This window comes from Roseateles saccharophilus (genome assembly GCF_004342485.1).
GTDB lineage: Bacteria > Pseudomonadota > Gammaproteobacteria > Burkholderiales > Burkholderiaceae_C > Pelomonas > Pelomonas saccharophila.
Genome location: NZ_SMBU01000063.1, coordinates 1 through 17,839, shown reverse-complemented (window position 1 = coordinate 17,839; position 17,839 = coordinate 1). Strand labels below are relative to the sequence as shown.

General features: G+C 69.9%; 14 protein-coding genes and 2 pseudogenes. 13 read left to right on the top strand and 3 right to left on the bottom strand.

Translation table 11 applies throughout. The features are described 5' to 3' along the window. Nucleotides 1-92: 92 nt before the first annotated feature. Nucleotides 93-221: pseudogene (locus tag EV671_RS25500) on the bottom strand (transcription elongation factor GreAB); the annotation flags it as partial. A gap of 182 nt (nt 222-403) precedes the next feature. On the opposite strand from EV671_RS25500, the gene EV671_RS25495 reads away from it, so the two are divergent. The 8 genes from EV671_RS25495 to EV671_RS25460 all read left to right on the top strand — a co-directional run bounded on the left by EV671_RS25495 (nt 404) and on the right by EV671_RS25460 (nt 10,693). Further along, the gene (locus EV671_RS25495; protein ID WP_165917731.1) at nt 404-1,846 is read left to right on the top strand and encodes a cytochrome P450; all 1,443 of its coding nucleotides are present in this window, start codon (nt 404-406) and stop codon (nt 1,844-1,846) included. Between the two features lie 416 nt (nt 1,847-2,262). After that, on the top strand, nt 2,263-3,483 hold the full coding sequence (locus EV671_RS25490; protein WP_132576725.1) for an efflux RND transporter periplasmic adaptor subunit: 1,221 nt from the start codon (nt 2,263-2,265) through the stop codon (nt 3,481-3,483). A 15-nt stretch (nt 3,484-3,498) separates the two neighbouring features. Beyond that, nucleotides 3,499-6,639, top strand: a complete 3,141-nt coding sequence (locus EV671_RS25485; RefSeq protein WP_132576724.1) for an efflux RND transporter permease subunit — start codon at nt 3,499-3,501, stop codon at nt 6,637-6,639. 1 nt (nt 6,640) lies between these two features. Beyond that, nucleotides 6,641-8,056, top strand: coding sequence for an efflux transporter outer membrane subunit (locus EV671_RS25480; protein ID WP_132576723.1), 1,416 nt, complete (start codon nt 6,641-6,643; stop codon nt 8,054-8,056). Next, nucleotides 8,053-8,661: a TetR/AcrR family transcriptional regulator gene (locus EV671_RS25475; RefSeq protein WP_132576722.1), complete on the top strand. Its 609-nt coding sequence runs from the start codon at nt 8,053-8,055 to the stop codon at nt 8,659-8,661. Before EV671_RS25480 ends, EV671_RS25475 begins: the two co-directional genes overlap by 4 nt. A 13-nt stretch (nt 8,662-8,674) precedes the next feature. Then, nucleotides 8,675-9,484: a thymidylate synthase gene (locus EV671_RS25470; RefSeq protein ID WP_132576721.1), complete on the top strand. Its 810-nt coding sequence runs from the start codon at nt 8,675-8,677 to the stop codon at nt 9,482-9,484. A 130-nt stretch (nt 9,485-9,614) separates the two neighbouring features. Then, entirely contained in the window at nt 9,615-10,109 is a 495-nt protein-coding gene (locus tag EV671_RS25465; protein WP_132576720.1) for a dihydrofolate reductase, read from the top strand. Between the two features lie 5 nt (nt 10,110-10,114). Then, entirely contained in the window at nt 10,115-10,693 is a 579-nt protein-coding gene (locus EV671_RS25460) for a DUF4337 domain-containing protein (RefSeq protein ID WP_132576719.1), read from the top strand. A 16-nt stretch (nt 10,694-10,709) separates the two neighbouring features. Here EV671_RS25460 and EV671_RS27110 read toward each other — a convergent pair whose 3' ends face one another. After that, entirely contained in the window at nt 10,710-10,895 is a 186-nt protein-coding gene (locus EV671_RS27110) for a hypothetical protein (protein ID WP_207911259.1), read from the bottom strand. Here EV671_RS27110 and EV671_RS25455 point away from each other — a divergent pair. After that, complete coding sequence (locus EV671_RS25455) at nt 10,894-11,727, top strand: SGNH/GDSL hydrolase family protein (protein WP_207911258.1); 834 nt, start codon at nt 10,894-10,896, stop codon at nt 11,725-11,727. The two genes, EV671_RS27110 and EV671_RS25455, sit on opposite strands and share 2 nt — an antisense overlap. Before the next feature lie 76 nt (nt 11,728-11,803). Beyond that, nucleotides 11,804-12,058, top strand: a complete 255-nt coding sequence (locus tag EV671_RS25450; RefSeq protein ID WP_132576717.1) for a hypothetical protein — start codon at nt 11,804-11,806, stop codon at nt 12,056-12,058. 88 nt (nt 12,059-12,146) lie between these two features. On the opposite strand, the gene EV671_RS25445 is transcribed toward EV671_RS25450, so the two are convergent. After that, nucleotides 12,147-13,172 carry a universal stress protein gene (locus tag EV671_RS25445; protein WP_132576716.1) on the bottom strand — a complete coding sequence of 342 codons (1,026 nt, stop codon included), beginning with the start codon at nt 13,170-13,172 and terminating at the stop codon, nt 12,147-12,149. Nucleotides 13,173-13,562: 390 nt separating this feature from the next. Between EV671_RS25445 and EV671_RS25440 the strand changes: the two genes are divergently transcribed. The 3 genes and pseudogenes from EV671_RS25440 to EV671_RS25430 form a co-directional block, all read left to right on the top strand. Next, a complete protein-coding gene (locus tag EV671_RS25440) occupies nt 13,563-16,235 on the top strand; it encodes a helix-turn-helix transcriptional regulator (RefSeq protein ID WP_207911257.1) in 2,673 nt (890 codons plus the stop codon). Nucleotides 16,236-16,387: 152 nt separating this feature from the next. Further along, nucleotides 16,388-17,146 carry an SDR family NAD(P)-dependent oxidoreductase gene (locus EV671_RS25435; RefSeq protein WP_132576715.1) on the top strand — a complete coding sequence of 253 codons (759 nt, stop codon included), beginning with the start codon at nt 16,388-16,390 and terminating at the stop codon, nt 17,144-17,146. Nucleotides 17,147-17,282: 136 nt separating this feature from the next. Next, nucleotides 17,283-17,756 (top strand): annotated as a pseudogene (locus EV671_RS25430) (3-keto-5-aminohexanoate cleavage protein); the annotation flags it as partial. Nucleotides 17,757-17,839 lie beyond the last annotated feature (83 nt).

The following is a 17,839-nucleotide window of genomic DNA, read 5'->3' as shown; positions in this document are numbered from 1 at the left end:
CCATCCAGACTGTCATCTTCCTGATCGCGGGCAAGCTCGACTTCAGCGCGATCAACCCTCACGCCCGGCAACCCACTTGAAATTCAAGAGAGCCATTTGTTTTCGGCGATGTTTTCTTCGTGTGTCGCGGTTTCATGCGCCGTCCGCGCTGCCTGCTCGACCTGCAGCAGGTCTTCGGCAAGCCGTTCCAGCACGTGCTGCTGCAGCAAGAATTTATCCATGTTGAAAGATAGGCATCCCGAACATGCGGGGCGTCTTGATTATCTGGGGCCGACGTGGGCGTGGCCGAAGCGGCGGCGCCGCCCTCTGGGTGAGGCGCACCGAGTCCTTCCTACCCCTTTTTGATGATTCGCCCCGCCTGCCTCGCTTTCTAGAATTGCCGGCACACGAGGAGGGATCCGACATGGCCAACTCCGTCGGCGACCGGTCTGCCCCCGCTGGCGCAGCGAGGCCGCTGTCCTCGGTGCCGGGCCCGCGTCCGCTGCCGCTGTTGGGCAACTTCGCGCAGATCGACCTGGCCAGCATGCATCTCCAGTTTGAGCAGTGGGCGCGAGACTATGGGCCGCTGTACCGAGTGCATCTCGGCCCACGCGCTGCGCTGGTGGTCACGCGCAGCGATTTGATCTCCAAGCTGCTGCGCGACCGGCCCGACGGCTGGCGCCGCCTGCAAGGCATGCAGCGCGTCATCGACGAGGTGGGCGGCAAAGGCCTGTTCTCGGCCGAGGGGGCAGATTGGTTGCGCCAGCGCAAGCTGGTGATGGGCGCCTTCGACCCAGGCCACCTGAAGCGCTACTTCCCCGCCCTGGTGCGCGTCACCCAACAGCTGAGGCTGTGCCTGGACGAGGCCGCGCGCACCGGCGCGGCCATCGACCTGCAGGCCCTGCTGATGCGCTATACGGTGGACGTGACGTCGGGCCTGGCTTTCGGCATCGAGATGAACACCTTGCGCCACCCGGACGACGCACTGCAAGGCCATCTCGACCAGGTCTTTCCGATGATGATGAAGCGCATCTTCGCGCCCCTGCCCTGGTGGCGCTGGGTCAAGCTGCCCTCCGACCGCGCGTTCGATGCGCACCTGGCCAAGGTCCACGAAGCCTGCTTGCGCTTCATCGCCCAGGCGCGCGAGCGCATCGCGCAAGACCCGCAACTGCAGCAGCACCCCAACAACCTGATGGAGGCCTTGATCAGCGCGCGCGACGAAGCAGGCGCAGGGCTGACCGACGCCCAATTGCTGGGCAATGTCTTGACGGTGCTACTGGCCGGCGAGGACACGACCGCCAACACCCTGGGCTGGACGCTGTACCTGCTGCACCACCACCGTGGCGAATGGGATTCGCTGGTGGCTCAGGTGGACGCCGCACTGGCCGCCGGCGAAGACATGCCGCGCCAGTTCGACACTGCCCGCGCCTTCGAGCGCATCGAAGACTGTGTCAACGAGGCGATGCGCCTCAAACCGGTGGCACCCGCCTTGTTGATGGAGGCCTGCCGGGACACGGTCGTCGAAGGCATCGCGATGCCGCGAGACACCCAGCTGATCTGCCTCATGCGACCCGGCGCCGTCGATAGCGCCGTCGCCAGCGACGCCGGGCAGTACCGTCCGCAACGCTGGCGCGCCACCGGACCCGACCACGAGCTGACCAAGGCCTCCATGCCTTTCGGCGCAGGACCGCGCCTGTGCCCAGGCCGCTACCTGGCGATGCTGGAGATGAAGATGGTTCTGGGCACCCTCGCGCGCAACTACGAACTGATCGAAGTGGGCACGGCCGACGGCCGCGAGCCCTCGGAGCGCCTGGCTTTCACGATGTTTCCGGCCGGGCTGAAGCTGCGGGTGCGGATGCGCCGCTGAGGTGGCGTCAATCCATGCGGATGAAGGCACCCGGCCGGCTGGCCTGATGCCGTCATTCGACAGGCGCGGGCTCGTTCTACTTGAGCCGCTCAGGCTCCGTGGTGCGCAGGCTGTTTTCCGTGCCTCAGGTCATCGACAGCTTCAGGCGGCAAAGCGGTCTGCACCAGCACGGCCGACTGCAGTCGACGCTGTGAGGTGGTCGCCACGCCCCTGCGAAGACGGTCGCTGAACTCCGCCGTCCGAGCGACGTCCAACAGAATGCCCTTCACTTCTGAATGGTCATTCATTTTTTCTTGCTTTCGTCACTTTGCAAAATAGAATGAACAATCATTCAGCAAAACCAACCGACTGAGACCACCGCGGCGCCCCAGGGCTGCGCGCGGCTTTCAGCCCCCTCCGACCCTCAAGGCCCGCCCATGCTCAACCTCCCCTCCCGCCCCTCGCTCGGCACACCGGCTGCGTTCACGCTGTTGACCGTGGCGGTCGCCGTCATCGCCGCCTTCACGCTCAGCGCCTGCAGCCCGGCCGAATCCCAGGCCGCAAAGGCCGGTGCCGCCCCTGCCGCCAAGGTGGGTGTCGTGACGGTCCTGCCCCAGCGCGTGGAACTCTCCGCCGAGCTGGCCGGCCGCACGGTGGCCTACCAGACGGCCGAGGTGAGGCCGCAGGTGACCGGCATCGTGAAGACCCGCGCCTTCACCGAAGGCAGCGATGTGAAGACCGGCCAGTTGCTCTACCAGATCGACCCGGCCAGCTACCAGACCGCACTGGACAGCGCCCGCGCCACACTGGCCAAGGCCGAGGCCAATGCGGCCACCGCCAGGCTCAAGGCCGGCCGCTATGACGAGCTGGCCGGCATCGACGCGGTCAGCAAGCAGCTGCGCGACGACACGCAGGCGGCGCTGAAGCAGGCCCAGGCCGACGTGGCCGCGGCGACCGCCGCCGTGCGCGCCGCGCAGATCGACCTGGACCGCACCCTTGTTGCCGCGCCCATCGCGGGCCGCATCGGCCGCTCCGCGGTGACGCCGGGCGCCCTGGTCACGGCCAACCAGGCCGGCGCGATGGCCACGCTGCAGCAGCTGGACCCGATCTATGTGGACGTGACCCAGACCAGCGCCGAGCTGCTGCGCCTGCAGCGCCAGCTGGCCGACGGCACGCTCCAGCGCGACGCCGCCGGCCAGGCGCGCGTGAAGCTGCTGCTGGAAGACGGCAGCACCTATGCGCTGGAAGGCAGGCTGCAGTTCTCCGAGCTGCAGGTGGACCCGAGCAGCGGCAGCGTGACACTGCGCGCCCAGTTCCCCAACCCCAGGCGCCAGCTGCTGCCGGGCATGTATGTGCGGGCCCAGGTGCAGAGCGGCGTGCAGGCCCAGGCCCTGCTGGCGCCGCAGTCGGCCGTTTCGCGGGACGCGCGCGGCAATGCGACGGCGATGGTTCTGAAGGACGGCAAGGCCGAGGCCCGCGTGCTGCAGACCGGCGCCGTCGTCAACGGCCAGTGGCTGGTGACCTCGGGCCTGGCGGCCGGCGACCAGCTCATCGTCGACGGCCTGCAGCGCCTGCGTCCCGGCATGGCGGCCGAGGCCGCGGCGCCTGCGGCCAAGGCTGCGACGGGCGCCCCGGCCACCGCCGGCGCGGCCCGCTGATCGGAGCCCATCACCATGTCCCGCTTCTTCATCGACCGCCCCATCTTCGCGTGGGTGCTGGCCCTGGTCGTCATGCTGGCCGGCGTGCTGTCCATCCGCACGCTGCCGGTCTCGCAATACCCCGACATCGCGCCGCCGCAGGTGTCCATCAATGCGTCCTACCCGGGCGCATCCGCCAAGACGCTGGAGGACACGGTCACCCAGGTCATCGAGCAAAAGCTCAAGGGCATCGACGGCATGACCTATATGTCGTCCACGTCGGACTCGCAGGGCAATGCCAGCATCACGCTGAGCTTCGCCGCCGGCACCAATCCCGACACCGCCCAGGTCCAGGTGCAGAACAAGCTGCAGTCGGCCACGCCGCTGCTGCCGCAGGAGGTGCAGCGCCAGGGCGTCCAGGTGGTCAAGTCCACGAGCAACTTCCTGATGGTCATCGGCTTCGTGTCCGAGAACGGCCAGCAGCAGCAGGTGGACCTGTCCGACTACGTCTCCACCAATGTGCTTGACCCGCTGAGCCGCGTGGACGGCGTGGGCGAGGTGCAGCTGTTCGGCGCGCAGTACGCGATGCGCATCTGGCTCAACCCCAACCAGCTGACCCAGCACGGCCTGACGCCGGCCGACGTGTCCGCCGCCGTGCAGGCGCAGAACGCGCAGGTCTCGGCCGGCCAGCTGGGCGCCGCGCCCGCCGACCTGGGCCAGCAGCTCAATGCCACCGTCACGGCGCAGAGCCGGCTGCAGACGCCCGAGCAGTTCCGCAACATCGTGCTGAAGACGGGTGCCGACGGTGCCACGGTGCGCCTCGCCGACGTGGCCCGCGTGGAGCTGGGCGCCGAGAGCTATGCCACCGTGTCGCGTTACAACGGCAAGCCGGCCGCGGGCGTGGCCGTGAAGCTCGCCACCGGCGCCAATGCGCTGGCCACGGCCAAGGCCGTGGAGGCCGAGGTCAAGCGCCTGGAGCAGTTCATGCCGCAGGGCATGAAGGCCGTCGTCGCCTACGACAGCACGCCCTTCGTCGAGGTCTCCATCCACGAGGTCGTGAAGACGCTGGTGGAGGCCATCGTGCTGGTCTTCCTGGTGATGTACCTCTTCCTGCAGAACTTCCGCGCGACGCTGATCCCGACCATCGCCGTGCCAGTGGTGCTGCTGGGCACCTTCGGCGTGATGGCCGCGGCGGGCTTCTCCATCAACACGCTGACGATGTTCGGCCTGGTGCTGGCCATCGGCCTGCTGGTGGACGACGCCATCGTCGTCGTCGAGAACGTCGAGCGCGTGATGACCGAGGAGGGCCTGTCGCCCACGGAGGCCACGCGCAAGTCCATGGGCCAGATCACCGGCGCGCTGGTGGGCATCGCGCTGGTGCTGTCGGCCGTGTTCGTGCCGATGGCCTTCTTCGGCGGCTCCACGGGCGTCATCTACCGCCAGTTCTCCATCACCATCGTGTCGGCCATGGTGCTGTCGGTGTTCGTCGCGCTGGTGCTGACGCCGGCGCTGTGCGCGACGCTGCTCAAGCCCGGCCACGGTGCCCACACGCACGGCTTCTTCGGTGCCTTCAACCGCCGCTTCGACGCCACCGCCGAGGGCTACCAAGGCGTCGTCGCCCGCATGATCCGCCGCTGGGGCCGCCAGCTCGTCGTCTACGGCCTCATCGTGGCCGGCATGGCGGTGCTGTTCCTGCGCCTGCCCACGTCCTTCCTGCCGGATGAAGACCAGGGCATCCTGTTCGCCCAGGTGCAATTGCCGGCCGGCGCCACGCAGGCCCGCACGCTGGAGGTGGTGAAGCGTCTGGAGGACCACTTCCTGACGAACGAGAAGAGCGACGTCGAGTCCGTGTTCGCCGTCACCGGCTTCAGCTTCGCGGGCCGCGGCGAGAACATGGCCATGGGCTTCGTGAAGCTCAAGGACTGGAGCGAGCGCAAGGGCGCCGCGCACAACGTGAAGGCCGTGGCCGGCCGCGCGATGGGCGCCTTCATGCAGTACCGCGACGCGACTGCCTTCGCCTTCGCGCCGCCCGCGGTGCCGGGCCTGGGCCAGTCCAGCGGCTTCGACGTCTACCTGCAGGACCAGTCCGGCGTGGGCCGCGAGGCGCTGATGGCCGCGCGCAACCAGTTCCTGGGTGCCGCGGGCAAGGACCCGCGCCTGTCCGCCGTGCGCCCCAACGGCCTGGAGGACGCCGCCCAGCTGCGCCTGGACGTGGACACCGCCAAGGCCGGCGCCCTGGGCGTGACCGTCAGCGACATCAACGCGCTGCTGTCCACGGCCTGGGGTGGCAGCTATGTCAACGACTTCATCGACCGCGGCCGCGTGAAGAAGGTCTATATGCAGGCCGACGCCGCCTTCCGCATGCAGCCCGACGACCTGAACAGCTGGCGCGTGCGCAACGCCTCCGGCCAGATGGTGCCGTTCTCGGCCTTCGGCACGGCGCATTGGGAACAGGGCCCGGCCCGCCTGGAGCGCTACAACGGCCTGCCCGCCGTGGAGCTGCTGGGCGGCGCCGCGCCGGGCAAGAGCTCGGGCGTGGCGATGAAGGCGGTCGAAGAGATCGCCGCGCAGCTGCCGCAGGGCGTGGGCCTGAGCTGGACGGGCATGTCCTACCAGGAGCGCCTGACCGGCGACCAGGCGCCCATGCTGTACGCGCTGTCGCTGCTGGTCGTCTTCCTGTGCCTGGCCGCGCTGTACGAGAGCTGGAGCATCCCGTTCTCGGTGATGCTGGTGGTGCCACTGGGCGTCATCGGCGCGCTGCTGGCGGCCACGACGCGCGGGCTGGCCAACGACGTCTACTTCCAGGTCGGCCTGCTGACCACCATCGGCCTGTCGGCCAAGAACGCCATCCTGATCGTCGAGTTCGCCAAGGCGCAGATGGAGGCCGGCAAGGACGCCGTCACCGCCACGCTGGACGCCGTGCGCCTGCGCCTGCGCCCCATCCTGATGACCTCGCTGGCCTTCGCTTTGGGCGTGCTGCCGCTGGCCCTGGCCACCGGCGCCGGCTCGGGCAGCCAGAACGCCATCGGCACCGGCGTGCTCGGCGGCATGCTGAGCGCAACCGTGCTGGGCATCTTCTTCGTGCCGGTGTTCTTCATCGCGGTGCAGCGCTGGTTCCCCTCCCGCGCGCCGGCTCCCACAACACCCACGGCGCAGCCTGCGCTGGAGGGCCAATGACATGACCAAGTTCTTCCTGATGCCCATCGCGTTGGCCACGAGCCTGATGCTCGGCGGCTGCGCCAGCCTGGCGCCCAGCTACGAACGCCCCGCCGCGCCCGTGGCCGCGCGGTGGCCGGTGCCGCAAACGACGGCCGCCGAGGCCAAGGCCGCCGACCTCGGCTGGCGCGAGTTCTTCACCGACCCGCGACTGCAGGCCCTCATCGAGCAAGCGCTGGCCAACAACCGTGACCTGCGCGTCGCCGTGCTGAACGTGCAGCGCGCCCAGGCGCAGTACGACGTGCAGCAGGCCGACCGCCTGCCCGGCGTCAACGCCGGCCTGGGCCAGACCGCGCAGCGCGCACCCGGCGGCAGCATCAGCCGCCAGTACAGCGCGACGCTGGGCGTCAGCGCCTACGAGCTGGACCTGTTCGGCCGCGTGAAGAGCCTGAGCGACGCCGCGCAGCAGCAGTACCTGGCCACAGCCGACGCCAGCCACAGCGCGCAGATCAGCCTCGTCGCCCAGGTGGCCGGCAGCTATCTAACGCTGGCGGCCGACCAGGAGCGCCTGCGCCTGGCCGAGCAGACCCTGCTGGCACGCCAGGACGGCCTGCGCCTGACGCAGCGCCTGCAGGGCGCCGGGGTGGCATCCACGCTGGACCTGCGCCAGGCCGAGATCGCCGCCGAGAGCTCGCAGACCGACCTCGCCAGCCTGACGGCCCAGGTCGCGCAGGACCGCAACGCGCTGGAGCTGCTGGTGGGCCAGCCGCTGGGCGCCGCGCAATGGCCGGTGGCCGGCACCGACGCGCCGGTCACCCAGCTGGCCGAGCTGTCCGCCGGCCTGCCCTCCGAGGTGCTGCTGGCCCGCCCCGACGTGCAGCAGGCCGAGCGCACGCTGCAGGCCGCCAACGCCAACATCGGCGCGGCACGCGCGGCCTTCTTCCCGCACATCAGCCTGACGGCCAGCGCCGGCACGGCCAGCAGCGCGCTGGACGGGCTGTTCCGTGCCGGCAGCGGCGTGTGGAGCTTCGTGCCCCAGGTCTCGCTGCCCATCTTCGACGCCGGCCGCAACAAGGCCAACCTGAAGGTGGCCGAGGTGGACCGCGACATTGCGACGGCGCAGTACGAGAAGGCCGTGCAGTCGGCCTTCCGCGACGTGGCCGACGCACTCGCCCAGCGCGCCACGCTGGGCCAGCAGGTCGCGTCGCAACAGCGTCTGGTGGCGCAGACCCAGGACGCGCTGCGCCTGGCCGAGGCGCGCTTTAGACAAGGCCTGGACGACCGCCTCGCCACGCTGGACGCACAACGCTCGCTCTATGCCGCCGAGCAGGGCCTCATCAGCACGCGGCTGGCCCAGCAGGTCAACCGCGTGACGCTGTACAAGGCCCTGGGTGGCGGCTCGGGCGCGGGCGCGCCGGCGCCACAATCCGCGTCGTGAGCGTCTCCCCCACCCCCTCCGACCGCGCCCTGGCCCGCCGCCAGCAGGTGCTGGACGCTGCCGCCGAGTGCTTTCGCCGCCGCGGCTTCCACGCCGCCAGCATGGCCGAGATCGCGAAGACGGCCGGCATGAGCCCCGGCCACATCTACAACCTGTTCGAGAACAAGGACGACATCATCGCGGCCATCGTCGAGCGGGACTGCGCCGAGGTGCTGGGCCGCATCGCCGAATTCCAGCGGGAGGAGGACCTGCTGCAGAAGATGCTGGCCGAGACCGAGCGGGCCATCGACGAGCGCAGCCAGGTGGCCGATGCGGCGCTGCAGCTGGAGGTGTTGGCCGAGGCCAGCCGCAACCCCAGGCTGGCCGCGGTCGTACGGCAGACCGAGGCGCTGGTGAGCCGCAAGGCCCAGGAGCTGATCCGCCAGAGCCTGGGCAAGCATGCGGACGTGCTGCCGCCCGAGGAAATCGAGGGCCGGGCGCTGCTGCTGGGCGCCCTTTTCAACGGGCTGACGGCAATGAGCGTGCGCCAGCCCGACATGCCACAGAAGGTGGCGGTGATGGCACCGGTCATGCGCCGCATGCTGAGGGTGCTGCTGGCGCCATAGGAAAATGGCGGGCATGAACCCCCGCCCGCCCCAGCAATACGAAGACTTCATGCGCCATGTGTTCGAGCATGGCGTGCAAAAGAGCGACCGCACCGGCACCGGCACGCGCAGCGTGTTCGGCCACCAGATGCGCTTCGACCTGAGCCAGGGCTTCCCGCTGGTGACGACGAAGAAGGTGCACCTGAAGTCCATCGTGCTGGAGCTGCTGTGGTTCCTGCGCGGCGACTCCAACGTGAAGTGGCTGCAAGAGCGCGGCGTGACGATCTGGAACGAGTGGGCGCGCGAAGACGGCGACCTCGGCCCCGTCTACGGCGTGCAGTGGCGCAACTGGCCCACGCCGGGCGGCGGCCACATCGATCAGATCGCCGACGTCGTCAAGACGCTCAAGACCAACCCCGACAGCCGCCGCATCATCGTCAGCGCCTGGAACGTGGCCGACCTGCCGCAGATGGCCCTGATGCCCTGCCACGCCTTCTTCCAGTTCTACGTGGCCGACGGCCGCTTGAGCTGCCAGCTCTACCAGCGCAGCGCCGACATCTTCCTCGGCGTGCCCTTCAACATCGCCAGCTACGCGCTGCTGACGATGATGCTGGCCCAGCAATGCGATCTGCAGCTCGGCGACTTCATCTGGACCGGCGGCGACTGCCACATCTACGACAACCACGTCGAGCAGGTGCAGACCCAGCTCGCCCGCGAGCCGCGGCCCTACCCTTTCATGACGATCAAGCGCCGGCCGGCGAGCCTCTTCGACTACGAGTTCGAGGACTTCGAGCTGAGCGGTTACGACCCGCATCCGGCCATCAAGGCGCCGGTGGCCGTATGACGAGCCCACCCCCTACCGGCTTCGCCGGCCCCCTCAAGGGGGCGCTGCCAGTGACCCGGCAAAGCCGGTTCCACGGCAGCCGCGCGAACATGCACTCTCCCGCCGCCGTTGGGTCCCACAAGGAGCACCTATGAGCCTCGTGACACTCGTCGCAGCAGTGGCTCGTGACGGCGCCATCGGCCGCGACAACGCGCTGCTCTGGCACATCCCCGAGGACATGGCGCGCTTCAAGGCGTTGACGGCGGGCAAACCCGTCGTCATGGGCCGGCGCACCTGGGACTCGCTGCCGCCCAAGTTCCGCCCGCTGCCGGGGCGGCGCAATCTCGTCGTCAGCCGCAACCTGCGGGAACTGGCCGGTGCCGAAGTGTTCCCAAGCCTGGACGATGCGCTGGCCGCCTACGCGGGCGAGCCTGAGGTCTGCGTCATCGGCGGCAGCGACATCTACGCGCTGGCCCTGCCCTTCGCGACCCGGCTGGCGCTGACCGAGGTGGACCTCATCTTCCCGGATGCCGACCGGCATTTCCCGGCCTGGCCGCGCAATCAATTCACCGAAGCCCGGCGCGAGGCGCACACCGGCGCCAATGGCCTGGGCTTCGACTTCGTCGATTACATACGTCAGGATTAATCACCATGTCCGAACACGACTTCCATGTCCACGGCCCGCACGACCACGAGCTGGAGCACGCGGCCCAGCACGAGCCCAAGGGCTTCGCCGGCCAGCTGGCCGTCATCACGGCCATCCTTGCCACGGTGGGCGCCTTCTTCTCCTACATGGGCGGCGCCACGCAGGCCAATGCGGCGCTGCTGAAGAACGAGGCGGCGATCAGGAAGACCGAGGCCAGCAACCAGTGGAACTACTACCAGTCCAAGGGCAACAAGCAGAACATGGCCGAGCTGGCCGCGGAGCTCGTGAGCAGCGAGGAGCAGCGCACCAAATACCGTGACAAGGTGGCCCGCTACGACAAGGAAAAGGCCGACATCAAGCTCAAGGCCGAAGCGCTGGAGGCCGCATCTGCGCAAGCCGACGAGGAGAGCGCCCACCAGATGCACCTGCACCATCGCTGGGCCCAGGCGACCACCGCGCTGCAGGTCGCCATCGCCCTGGCCGCCATTGCGCTGCTGACCCGTCGCCGCTGGATGGAATGGGGCACGCTGGCCATGGGCGGCGTCGGCGTCGTGCTGGGCGGCATGGCCTGGCTGCAGCTCTGAGCCACTGCGCTTCGAGTCAGGCCGCTGCGGGCCAGGTGTTGTGGATGGCCTCGCGCCGCTTGCCAGCGGCTGTCATGCGGGCGTAGAAAGCGACGATGCCGGGCAGCAAATCCCGCGCGAACTCGAATGGAGGTCGGATGATGTCTTTGCCGAGATCGATGACAACGTATTGGGCGGCCGCCGCGCTGGCCCTGACCGCCATGTCGGCCCGTGCCGACATCTACACGCTGGGCGACAGCCTGTCGGACGCAGGCTCCCTGGACATCACCTACACGGACCCCGCAGCCGTCAATCCGCTGGTCGCAGGCCGGATCTGGATCCAGGACCTGACGACGAGCACGCCCGCCTTCTGCGCCCAGCGCAGCAAATGCCCCTGGGACCCGCGCACCTACTATTACGGCGCGGGCAACAACTACGCCGTGGGCGGTGCCGGCGTGTTGTTCGACTCGACAGATGCCCGCACGCCCAACACCTACACCAGCCTGGGAGCGCAGGTTGCCTCCCTGATCGGCAGCGGCAAGCTCAGGGAGGGCGACGCCGTGACCGTGTTGATGGGGGCCAACGACATCCAGGCCGCCGCGGCCAAGCCCCAGAGCGCCCAGGCCGTGGTCGTCAATGCGGCCGCCGCCTTCGTCCAGTACGTAACCGCACTGGCGGCGCAACCGACGCATCCGCGCGTCTACGTCTTCACGGTCCCGGACCTCGGGCAGACGCCCATCGGGCGCAGTGCGGCCGATGGAGGCGCCTTCCTGTCGCAGTTGACCCAGGTCTTCAACGGCGAGATCACCACCGGCCTGCGGACGACGCCGGGCGTGAGCTTCATCATCAGCAGCGTCATCTTCGGCGAGCTGGCGGCTCAGCTGCCTGACTACCCCATCTACTGCGCCAAGGTCATCGACCTGACGCATGTCTGCGGCAGTTCGAGCAACCCGGTCACGCCGAGTTCGACCAGCCTGTTGTTCGCCGACCCGATGCACCCCAGCCAGGTGGCCCACTCGATGATTGCAGCGAGGCTCAGGAACATCATCAGGTAGCGGCGCTCGCCCAGCGCCCTCATACTTGGACGTAGGGGGTGTTTCCTCCCCCTGGCAACCTCGCAAAGGACTCAAGATGAATTCCAAGAACCTGTTCCGCGTCGCCCTGGTTTGCGCCGCCCTGGCCGGCAGCTCCATCGCGTTTGCCGCCGACGCCAAGCATGCCGGCACGCCGCAGAACCATCACTGCAAGCAGTCCGACGGCAACATGGACATGGCCAAGACCAAGAAGGCCTGCCTGGCCGACAAGGGCACCTGGGTCAAGGATGCCCAGCCTGCCGCGGCGGCCTCGGCGCCTGCACCGGCGGCTTCGGCGGCACCCAAGAAGTAATCGCCAGGCAGCGCGGGGGCTGGGGACACGTCCAGGCCCCGCGCGTGGCAGCCGTCATTCCCGGCCCACTGCCGGCTTGCGGCGGGTTTCAGCCCGCCCGGTTGATGACGCGCGAGAACAGCCGCTTGTATTTCTGGTCGGCGCCCTCGCCGAAACCCGGGTCGCGGTTCTCGGCGAAGGCGGCGTCGATGGCCTGCCAGTCCTCGGCCAGCAGATGGGCCTGGGCGGCCGGCAGGATCACGCCCTCTTCGCGGCCCATGTGGTCCCACAGGAAGCGGGCATAGGCCTCCACATCCCTGCCGAGCTGCGCCAGCACCTCGGCCCGGGCGGCCGCATCGGCCTCGGCCAGCGCCTCCACGCCGCGCTCCAGCGTCGCCAGCCACTGGCCGTCACGCAGGTGCTGGCGCTCCAGCTCGGCCAGTTCGGCGTCGCAGGCATCGGTGCGCGCGCGCAGGCGCTGGAACAGCTGACTCTCCTCCTTGGGATGGTGCAGCGCAGCCGGGAAATCCCTCAGATAGCGCAGCATGGCCCGCATCAGCGCCAGGTCCGGCATGTCGCCGCCGGACGCGGCCTGGGCCAGTACATGCATCCAGGCGTGCATCACGGCGGCCAGCGAGCGGTGCTCGTCGCGGATGATGGCGATGGCCCGGGCCGCGGGCGGGCGGTCGCCGGTCGAGGACACCAGCACCGGCAGGCCGGAGTTCATCAGCACTTCCAGCGTCTCGGACGCGAAGGCCATGCCCAGCTTGCCGTGGTGGCCGTGCGAGGCCATGAAGACCAGGTCGCAGCCGGCCGCGCGTGCCGCCTCGATGATGGCGCGGGCCGGGTGGTCGCTCATCGCATGCCGCGATTCGCAGGGCACGCCCTGGGCGCGCGCCGCCGCCTCCGCCTTGGACAACAGTTCGCGCGCCTTGCCCAGCACCGTGAACTCGTAGGCCTCGGGCGCGGTCAGCCGCAGCAGCTCGGCCTCGCCGCGCAGCGAGGCGGCGGCATCGCCGACGGCGTGGAAGAAGGTGATGCGCGCGCCCAGAGGGCGGGCCAGCGCGACGGCATGGCCGATGAGCTCGACCGCGAGGTCGGTGGCGTCGATGGGAACCAGCAGATGTCGGTACATGGAGCTCTCCTAGGGCCTGTTCACACTACGGGAATCGGTGCGAGAGGGTTTGCGCGGGTGCAGGGCTAGGCGTCGCGCTGAAGCCCGGGCTGGCTGCTCGGGCAAGGCGCGCAACGACGCCATGCGCCCGCGCAGACCCTCTCCCGAAGGGTTGTCACTCAAAAGCCCGCGCGCGGCGTTGCGAAGCCTCGCTGGGGACGACCCCAGCTTCGACTTCGCGCCTTGCTCGCGGGCTTTTGAGTGGCAACGCATCCGATCCCCGTAGTGTGAACGGGCCCTAGTCAGGTCATGCTAGGGGGCCGGGCCGGACAGGACCCTCCCCGCCGCGGGGGGGGCTGTGGGAGCAGTCAGCGCGGCTAGGATGTGGCCAGCCTCCCGAAGCCCCACGCCTTGAGTTCCATTCGCCACCCCACCGGCGCGCCCGGCGACCTGCTGCTCAAGGTCACGCCGCCGCGCGTGCCCCGCCACCAGATCGCCCGCCCCCGCCTGCAGGCCGATCAGGAGGCCCTGCGCGACCGCCCCGTCCTGCTCGTGCAGGCACCGGCGGGCTATGGCAAGACCTCGCTGCTGGCCCAGTGGCGGCGCGAGCACCTGGCGCGCGGCAGCGTGGTCGCCTGGGTCTCCGCCCACGCGCAGGACGAGGTCGAGCGCCTGGTGCAGTGCCTGGCCCTGGCGGTGCGCGTCGGCGCCGGCCGGCCGACCTTCGGCCATATCCTGCTCGACGCCGCACCGCCCGCGGGCCTGGAAGGCGTCACCATCTGGCTGGCCGAGCTGGCCCAGTCGGCGCTGGACGTGGTGCTCTTCATCGACGAGGCCGACCGTCTGCCACCGGCCGCGCGCGAGGCCGTCGCCTATCTGCTGCGCAACATGCCCAGCAACCTGCGCGTGGTGGTGGCAGCGCGGGCCGACTTCCAGCTGGACGTCGACGACCTGCTCGCCTACGGAACCGCCTTCATGATCGGCCCGGCCCAGCTCGCCTTCCGGCTCGACGAGACGCTGGAGCTGGTGCGGGCACGCTTCGGCGAGCGCGTCGACCGCGACGCGGCGGCGCGCCTGCACGAGCTCACCGAGGGCTGGCCCCTGGGCCTGCAGCTCGCGCTGTCGGTGGTCGCGGCGGGCAGCGATGCCCGCCGCGAGATCGATGCGCTCGCCTCGCACGGCGGCGCGCTGCGCGACCAGCTCGTCGGCCTGCTGCTGGCCAACCTCGACCAGGCAGATGTGGACTTCCTGACCCGCGTGGCCATGCTCGACCACCTGCACCCCGAGCTGTGCCGGCGCGTCTCGGGCGACGCCCAGGCGAGCGACCGGCTGGCCCGGCTCGCCCGCGACGCACCGGTGTTCGCCGTCGGCGAGGCGAGCGAATGGCTGCGCATGCACCCCATGGCCCGCGAGGAGCTGAGGAAGCGCTTCGCCACCCTGCCCGAGACCGAGCGCCGCACCTTGCACGCGCGGGCCGCCGAAGGCCTCGCCGCGATGGGCCTGATCGATTCGGCCGCGCGCCACGCCCTCGAGGCCGGCCAACACGACCTGGCCTATGACCTGGCCGAGCGCAGCCTCTACGACTCGGTGCTGGACCGCGGCCAGCACGGCGCCGCACTCGAATGGCTGGCCCGCCTGCCGGCGGCCGAGCTGGACCGGCGGCCGCGGCTTCAACTCGTCGCGGCCTGGTCGCTGGCCGCCTCCGAGCGTCACGAGGAGGCCGGGCGCTACCTCGACCGCATCCTCGCCCAGCCGGACCTGAGCCCGGCGCTGCGCTGCGAATGCGCGCTGGTCCAGGCCGGCGCGGCCATCTGGGCCGATGACCCGGACCGCATGGCCGCGCTGCTCGATCCGTGGGAACGCGATCCCCCGCTGCGGGACCCCATGCTGCTGCAGGTGCATGCCAATCGCACGGCTTTTCGCATGCTGCTGGACGGCGAGCCGGCGCTGGCACGGCTGCGCCAGCAGCAGTCGCCGCGGCTGGAACTCGGGCCCAGCTACCGGGTGCACTGGGGCGACTATGCCGTCGGCCTGTCCTACCTGTGGGAGGGCCAGGTGCATCTGGCCGAGAACCTGCTGCGGCCCACGCTGGCGCGCGTCGAGGGCGAGGTGGGGCGGCGTGCGCCCTTCGCCGCGATGCTGGCCGCCGTGCTGGCCGCCGCCGTCTGGGAACGCAACCGCCCGGACGATGCCGCCGCCCTGCTGGCCAACCGCCTCGACGTGCTCGAACGCCGGGCCATGCCCGAGGCCATCCTGCTGGGCTTTCGCACGCTGGCCCGCATCGCCATCGCGGAAGGGGCCGAACACCGCGCCCTCGAACTGCTGGCCACGCTGGACGCGGTCGGCGTGGCTCGCCGCCTGCCGCGGCTGCGCATCGCCAGCCTAGCGGACCAGGTGCGCCTGCATGCGCGCCGCTTCCGCCCCGAAACCTGCCGCGAACTGTGCGAGCGCATCGACGCACTGCTCGTGGAGCATCCGGGCGGCCCGCGCTGGGCGGCCGGCGCCCAGCTGCTGCGCGACATCGCCCTGGCCCATGCCGCCATCGCGGCCCAGGAATGGCGCCTCGCCGCCGAGCGGCTCGCCGTCGCCGACGAGCGCGCGCGCCGCGCCAAGCTGGGCAGGCTGCACATCGAGCTGCTCAGCCTGCGCGCCTGGGCGCTGGACCGCTGTGGCGAGAAGTCGCTGCCCATGCTGCGCGAGGCCGCCGGCCTGGCCGCCACCTACGGTCTGCCACGCGTCTTCGACGACGCCCACCCGGCACTCGCCGCCTGGGTGCAGCAGGCCCTGCGCGCCGAGGGCGAGCCCGCCCCGGCCGGCCCGCTCGCCGCGCCGATGCGCGCGCCCGAGGCGGCGCCACTGCGGGCGCGCTCCACGCCCAGCATGGCGCTCACGCCCAAGGAGCGCGAGGTGCTCGAACTGGCCGCCCGCAATCTCTCCAACAAGGAGATCGGCCTGGCCATGCAGGTCGGCGAGGAAACCATCAAGTGGCATATGAAGAACCTGTTCGCCAAGCTCGATGCGGGCACGCGCAAGCAGGTCGTGCAGCGGGCCCGGCTGCTGGGACTGCTGGAAGCCGGCGGCTGAGAACCACTCCGTTCAGCTTCCCTTGACGCCTGGTGCAGCCCCCGCCCCCTCTCCGAGAAGGGGGCCTTGAGGATCCGCCCTGCTTATGGTCGCGAAGAGGCCTGGCTCATCACCGGCCGCAGTCCTCTTCACCCCATCGCATCGGAAACCGCATGCACAAGCAATTTGAAAACCAGGTGGTCCTCGTGACCGGCGCGACCGCTGGCATCGGCCGTGCGACAGCGCTCGCTTTCTCACGGGAAGGTGCACGGCTCGTCATCTCCGGCCGCAATGTCGAGGCGGGCCGGCGGCTCCAGCAGGAGCTTAAGGCCCTGGGCGCCGAGGCCGAATTCGTGCCGGCGGACGTGAGCCAGGAAGACCAGCTCGTGCACCTGCTCGAGCATTGCCTCAAGCGCTTCGGGCGGCTCGACATCGCGGTCAACAGCGCGGGCATCGAGGGCCAGGGTGGCTCGATCATGGAACAGACGGTGGAGACCTACACCGCCACCTTCAACGCCAATGTGCTGGGCACCCTGCTCTGCCTCAAGCACCAACTGCGCGTCATGTCCGAGCAGAAGTCGGGCGCCATCGTGAACCTGTCGTCCACCATGGGCAGCCACGGCAATCCCCAGGCACCGCTGTATGTGGCCAGCAAGCATGCGGTCGAAGGCCTCACCAAGTCGGCCGCGCTGGAGGCCTGTCGCTACGGCGTCCGGGTCAATGCGGTCGCGCCCGGCCCCATCGCCACCGAGATGCTGGACCGCATCGCCGGGGGTGCCGAGAACCTGCCCAAGGTGGCGGCCGGCATTCCGGCGGGACGGATCGGCCGGCCCGAGGAGGTGGCAGACGCCATACTCTTCATGGCGTCGCCGCGCGCGAGCTACGTCACTGGCGAGATCCTGCACGTCAGCGGCGGCAAGACCGCGATGTGATGCTGGCAGCGGTCCGGCCAGTCCGCCGCCCGGGTGGAACCGAGGGAGGGGCTCAGCCCCCCCCGTTGCCGGGGGGCCGCGCGTGCTGCCGCGCTGCTCAGATGGGGGCGGCTACCCACTCCCGTCGAGTCTCCCCATGAGCCAGAAAGTCATCATCACCTGTGCGATCACGGGCTCCATCCACACGCCCTCGATGTCGCCCCACCTGCCAGTCACGGCCGAGCAGATTGCGGACGAGGCTGTCGCCGCGGCCGAGGCTGGCGCCGCCATCGTCCATCTGCATGCCCGCGACCCGCAGGACGGCCGCCCCAGCCAGGATCCGGCGCTGTTCCGCAAATTCTTGCCCGAGATCCGGCGCCGCAGCAATGTGGTCATGAACCTCACCACCGGCGGCGCGCCGACCATGCGGGTGCAGGAGCGTGCGCAGCCGGCGCTGCAGTTCAGGCCCGAGGTCGCCTCGCTCAACATGGGCTCGATGAACTTCGGCCTCTACCCGATGCTGGAGCGCTTCAAGGACTTCAGGCACGACTGGGAACAGCCCTATCTGGCCGAGTCCGACGACCGCGTGTTCCGCAACACCTTCAGGGATATAGCCTACATCCTTGAGAGCATCCCAGGCCCATGACCGCGCCCGGCGTTCGCGAAGAAACGATGGTGTTGTTGCGCTACAAGGCGAACGGCAGCGCCGTCATG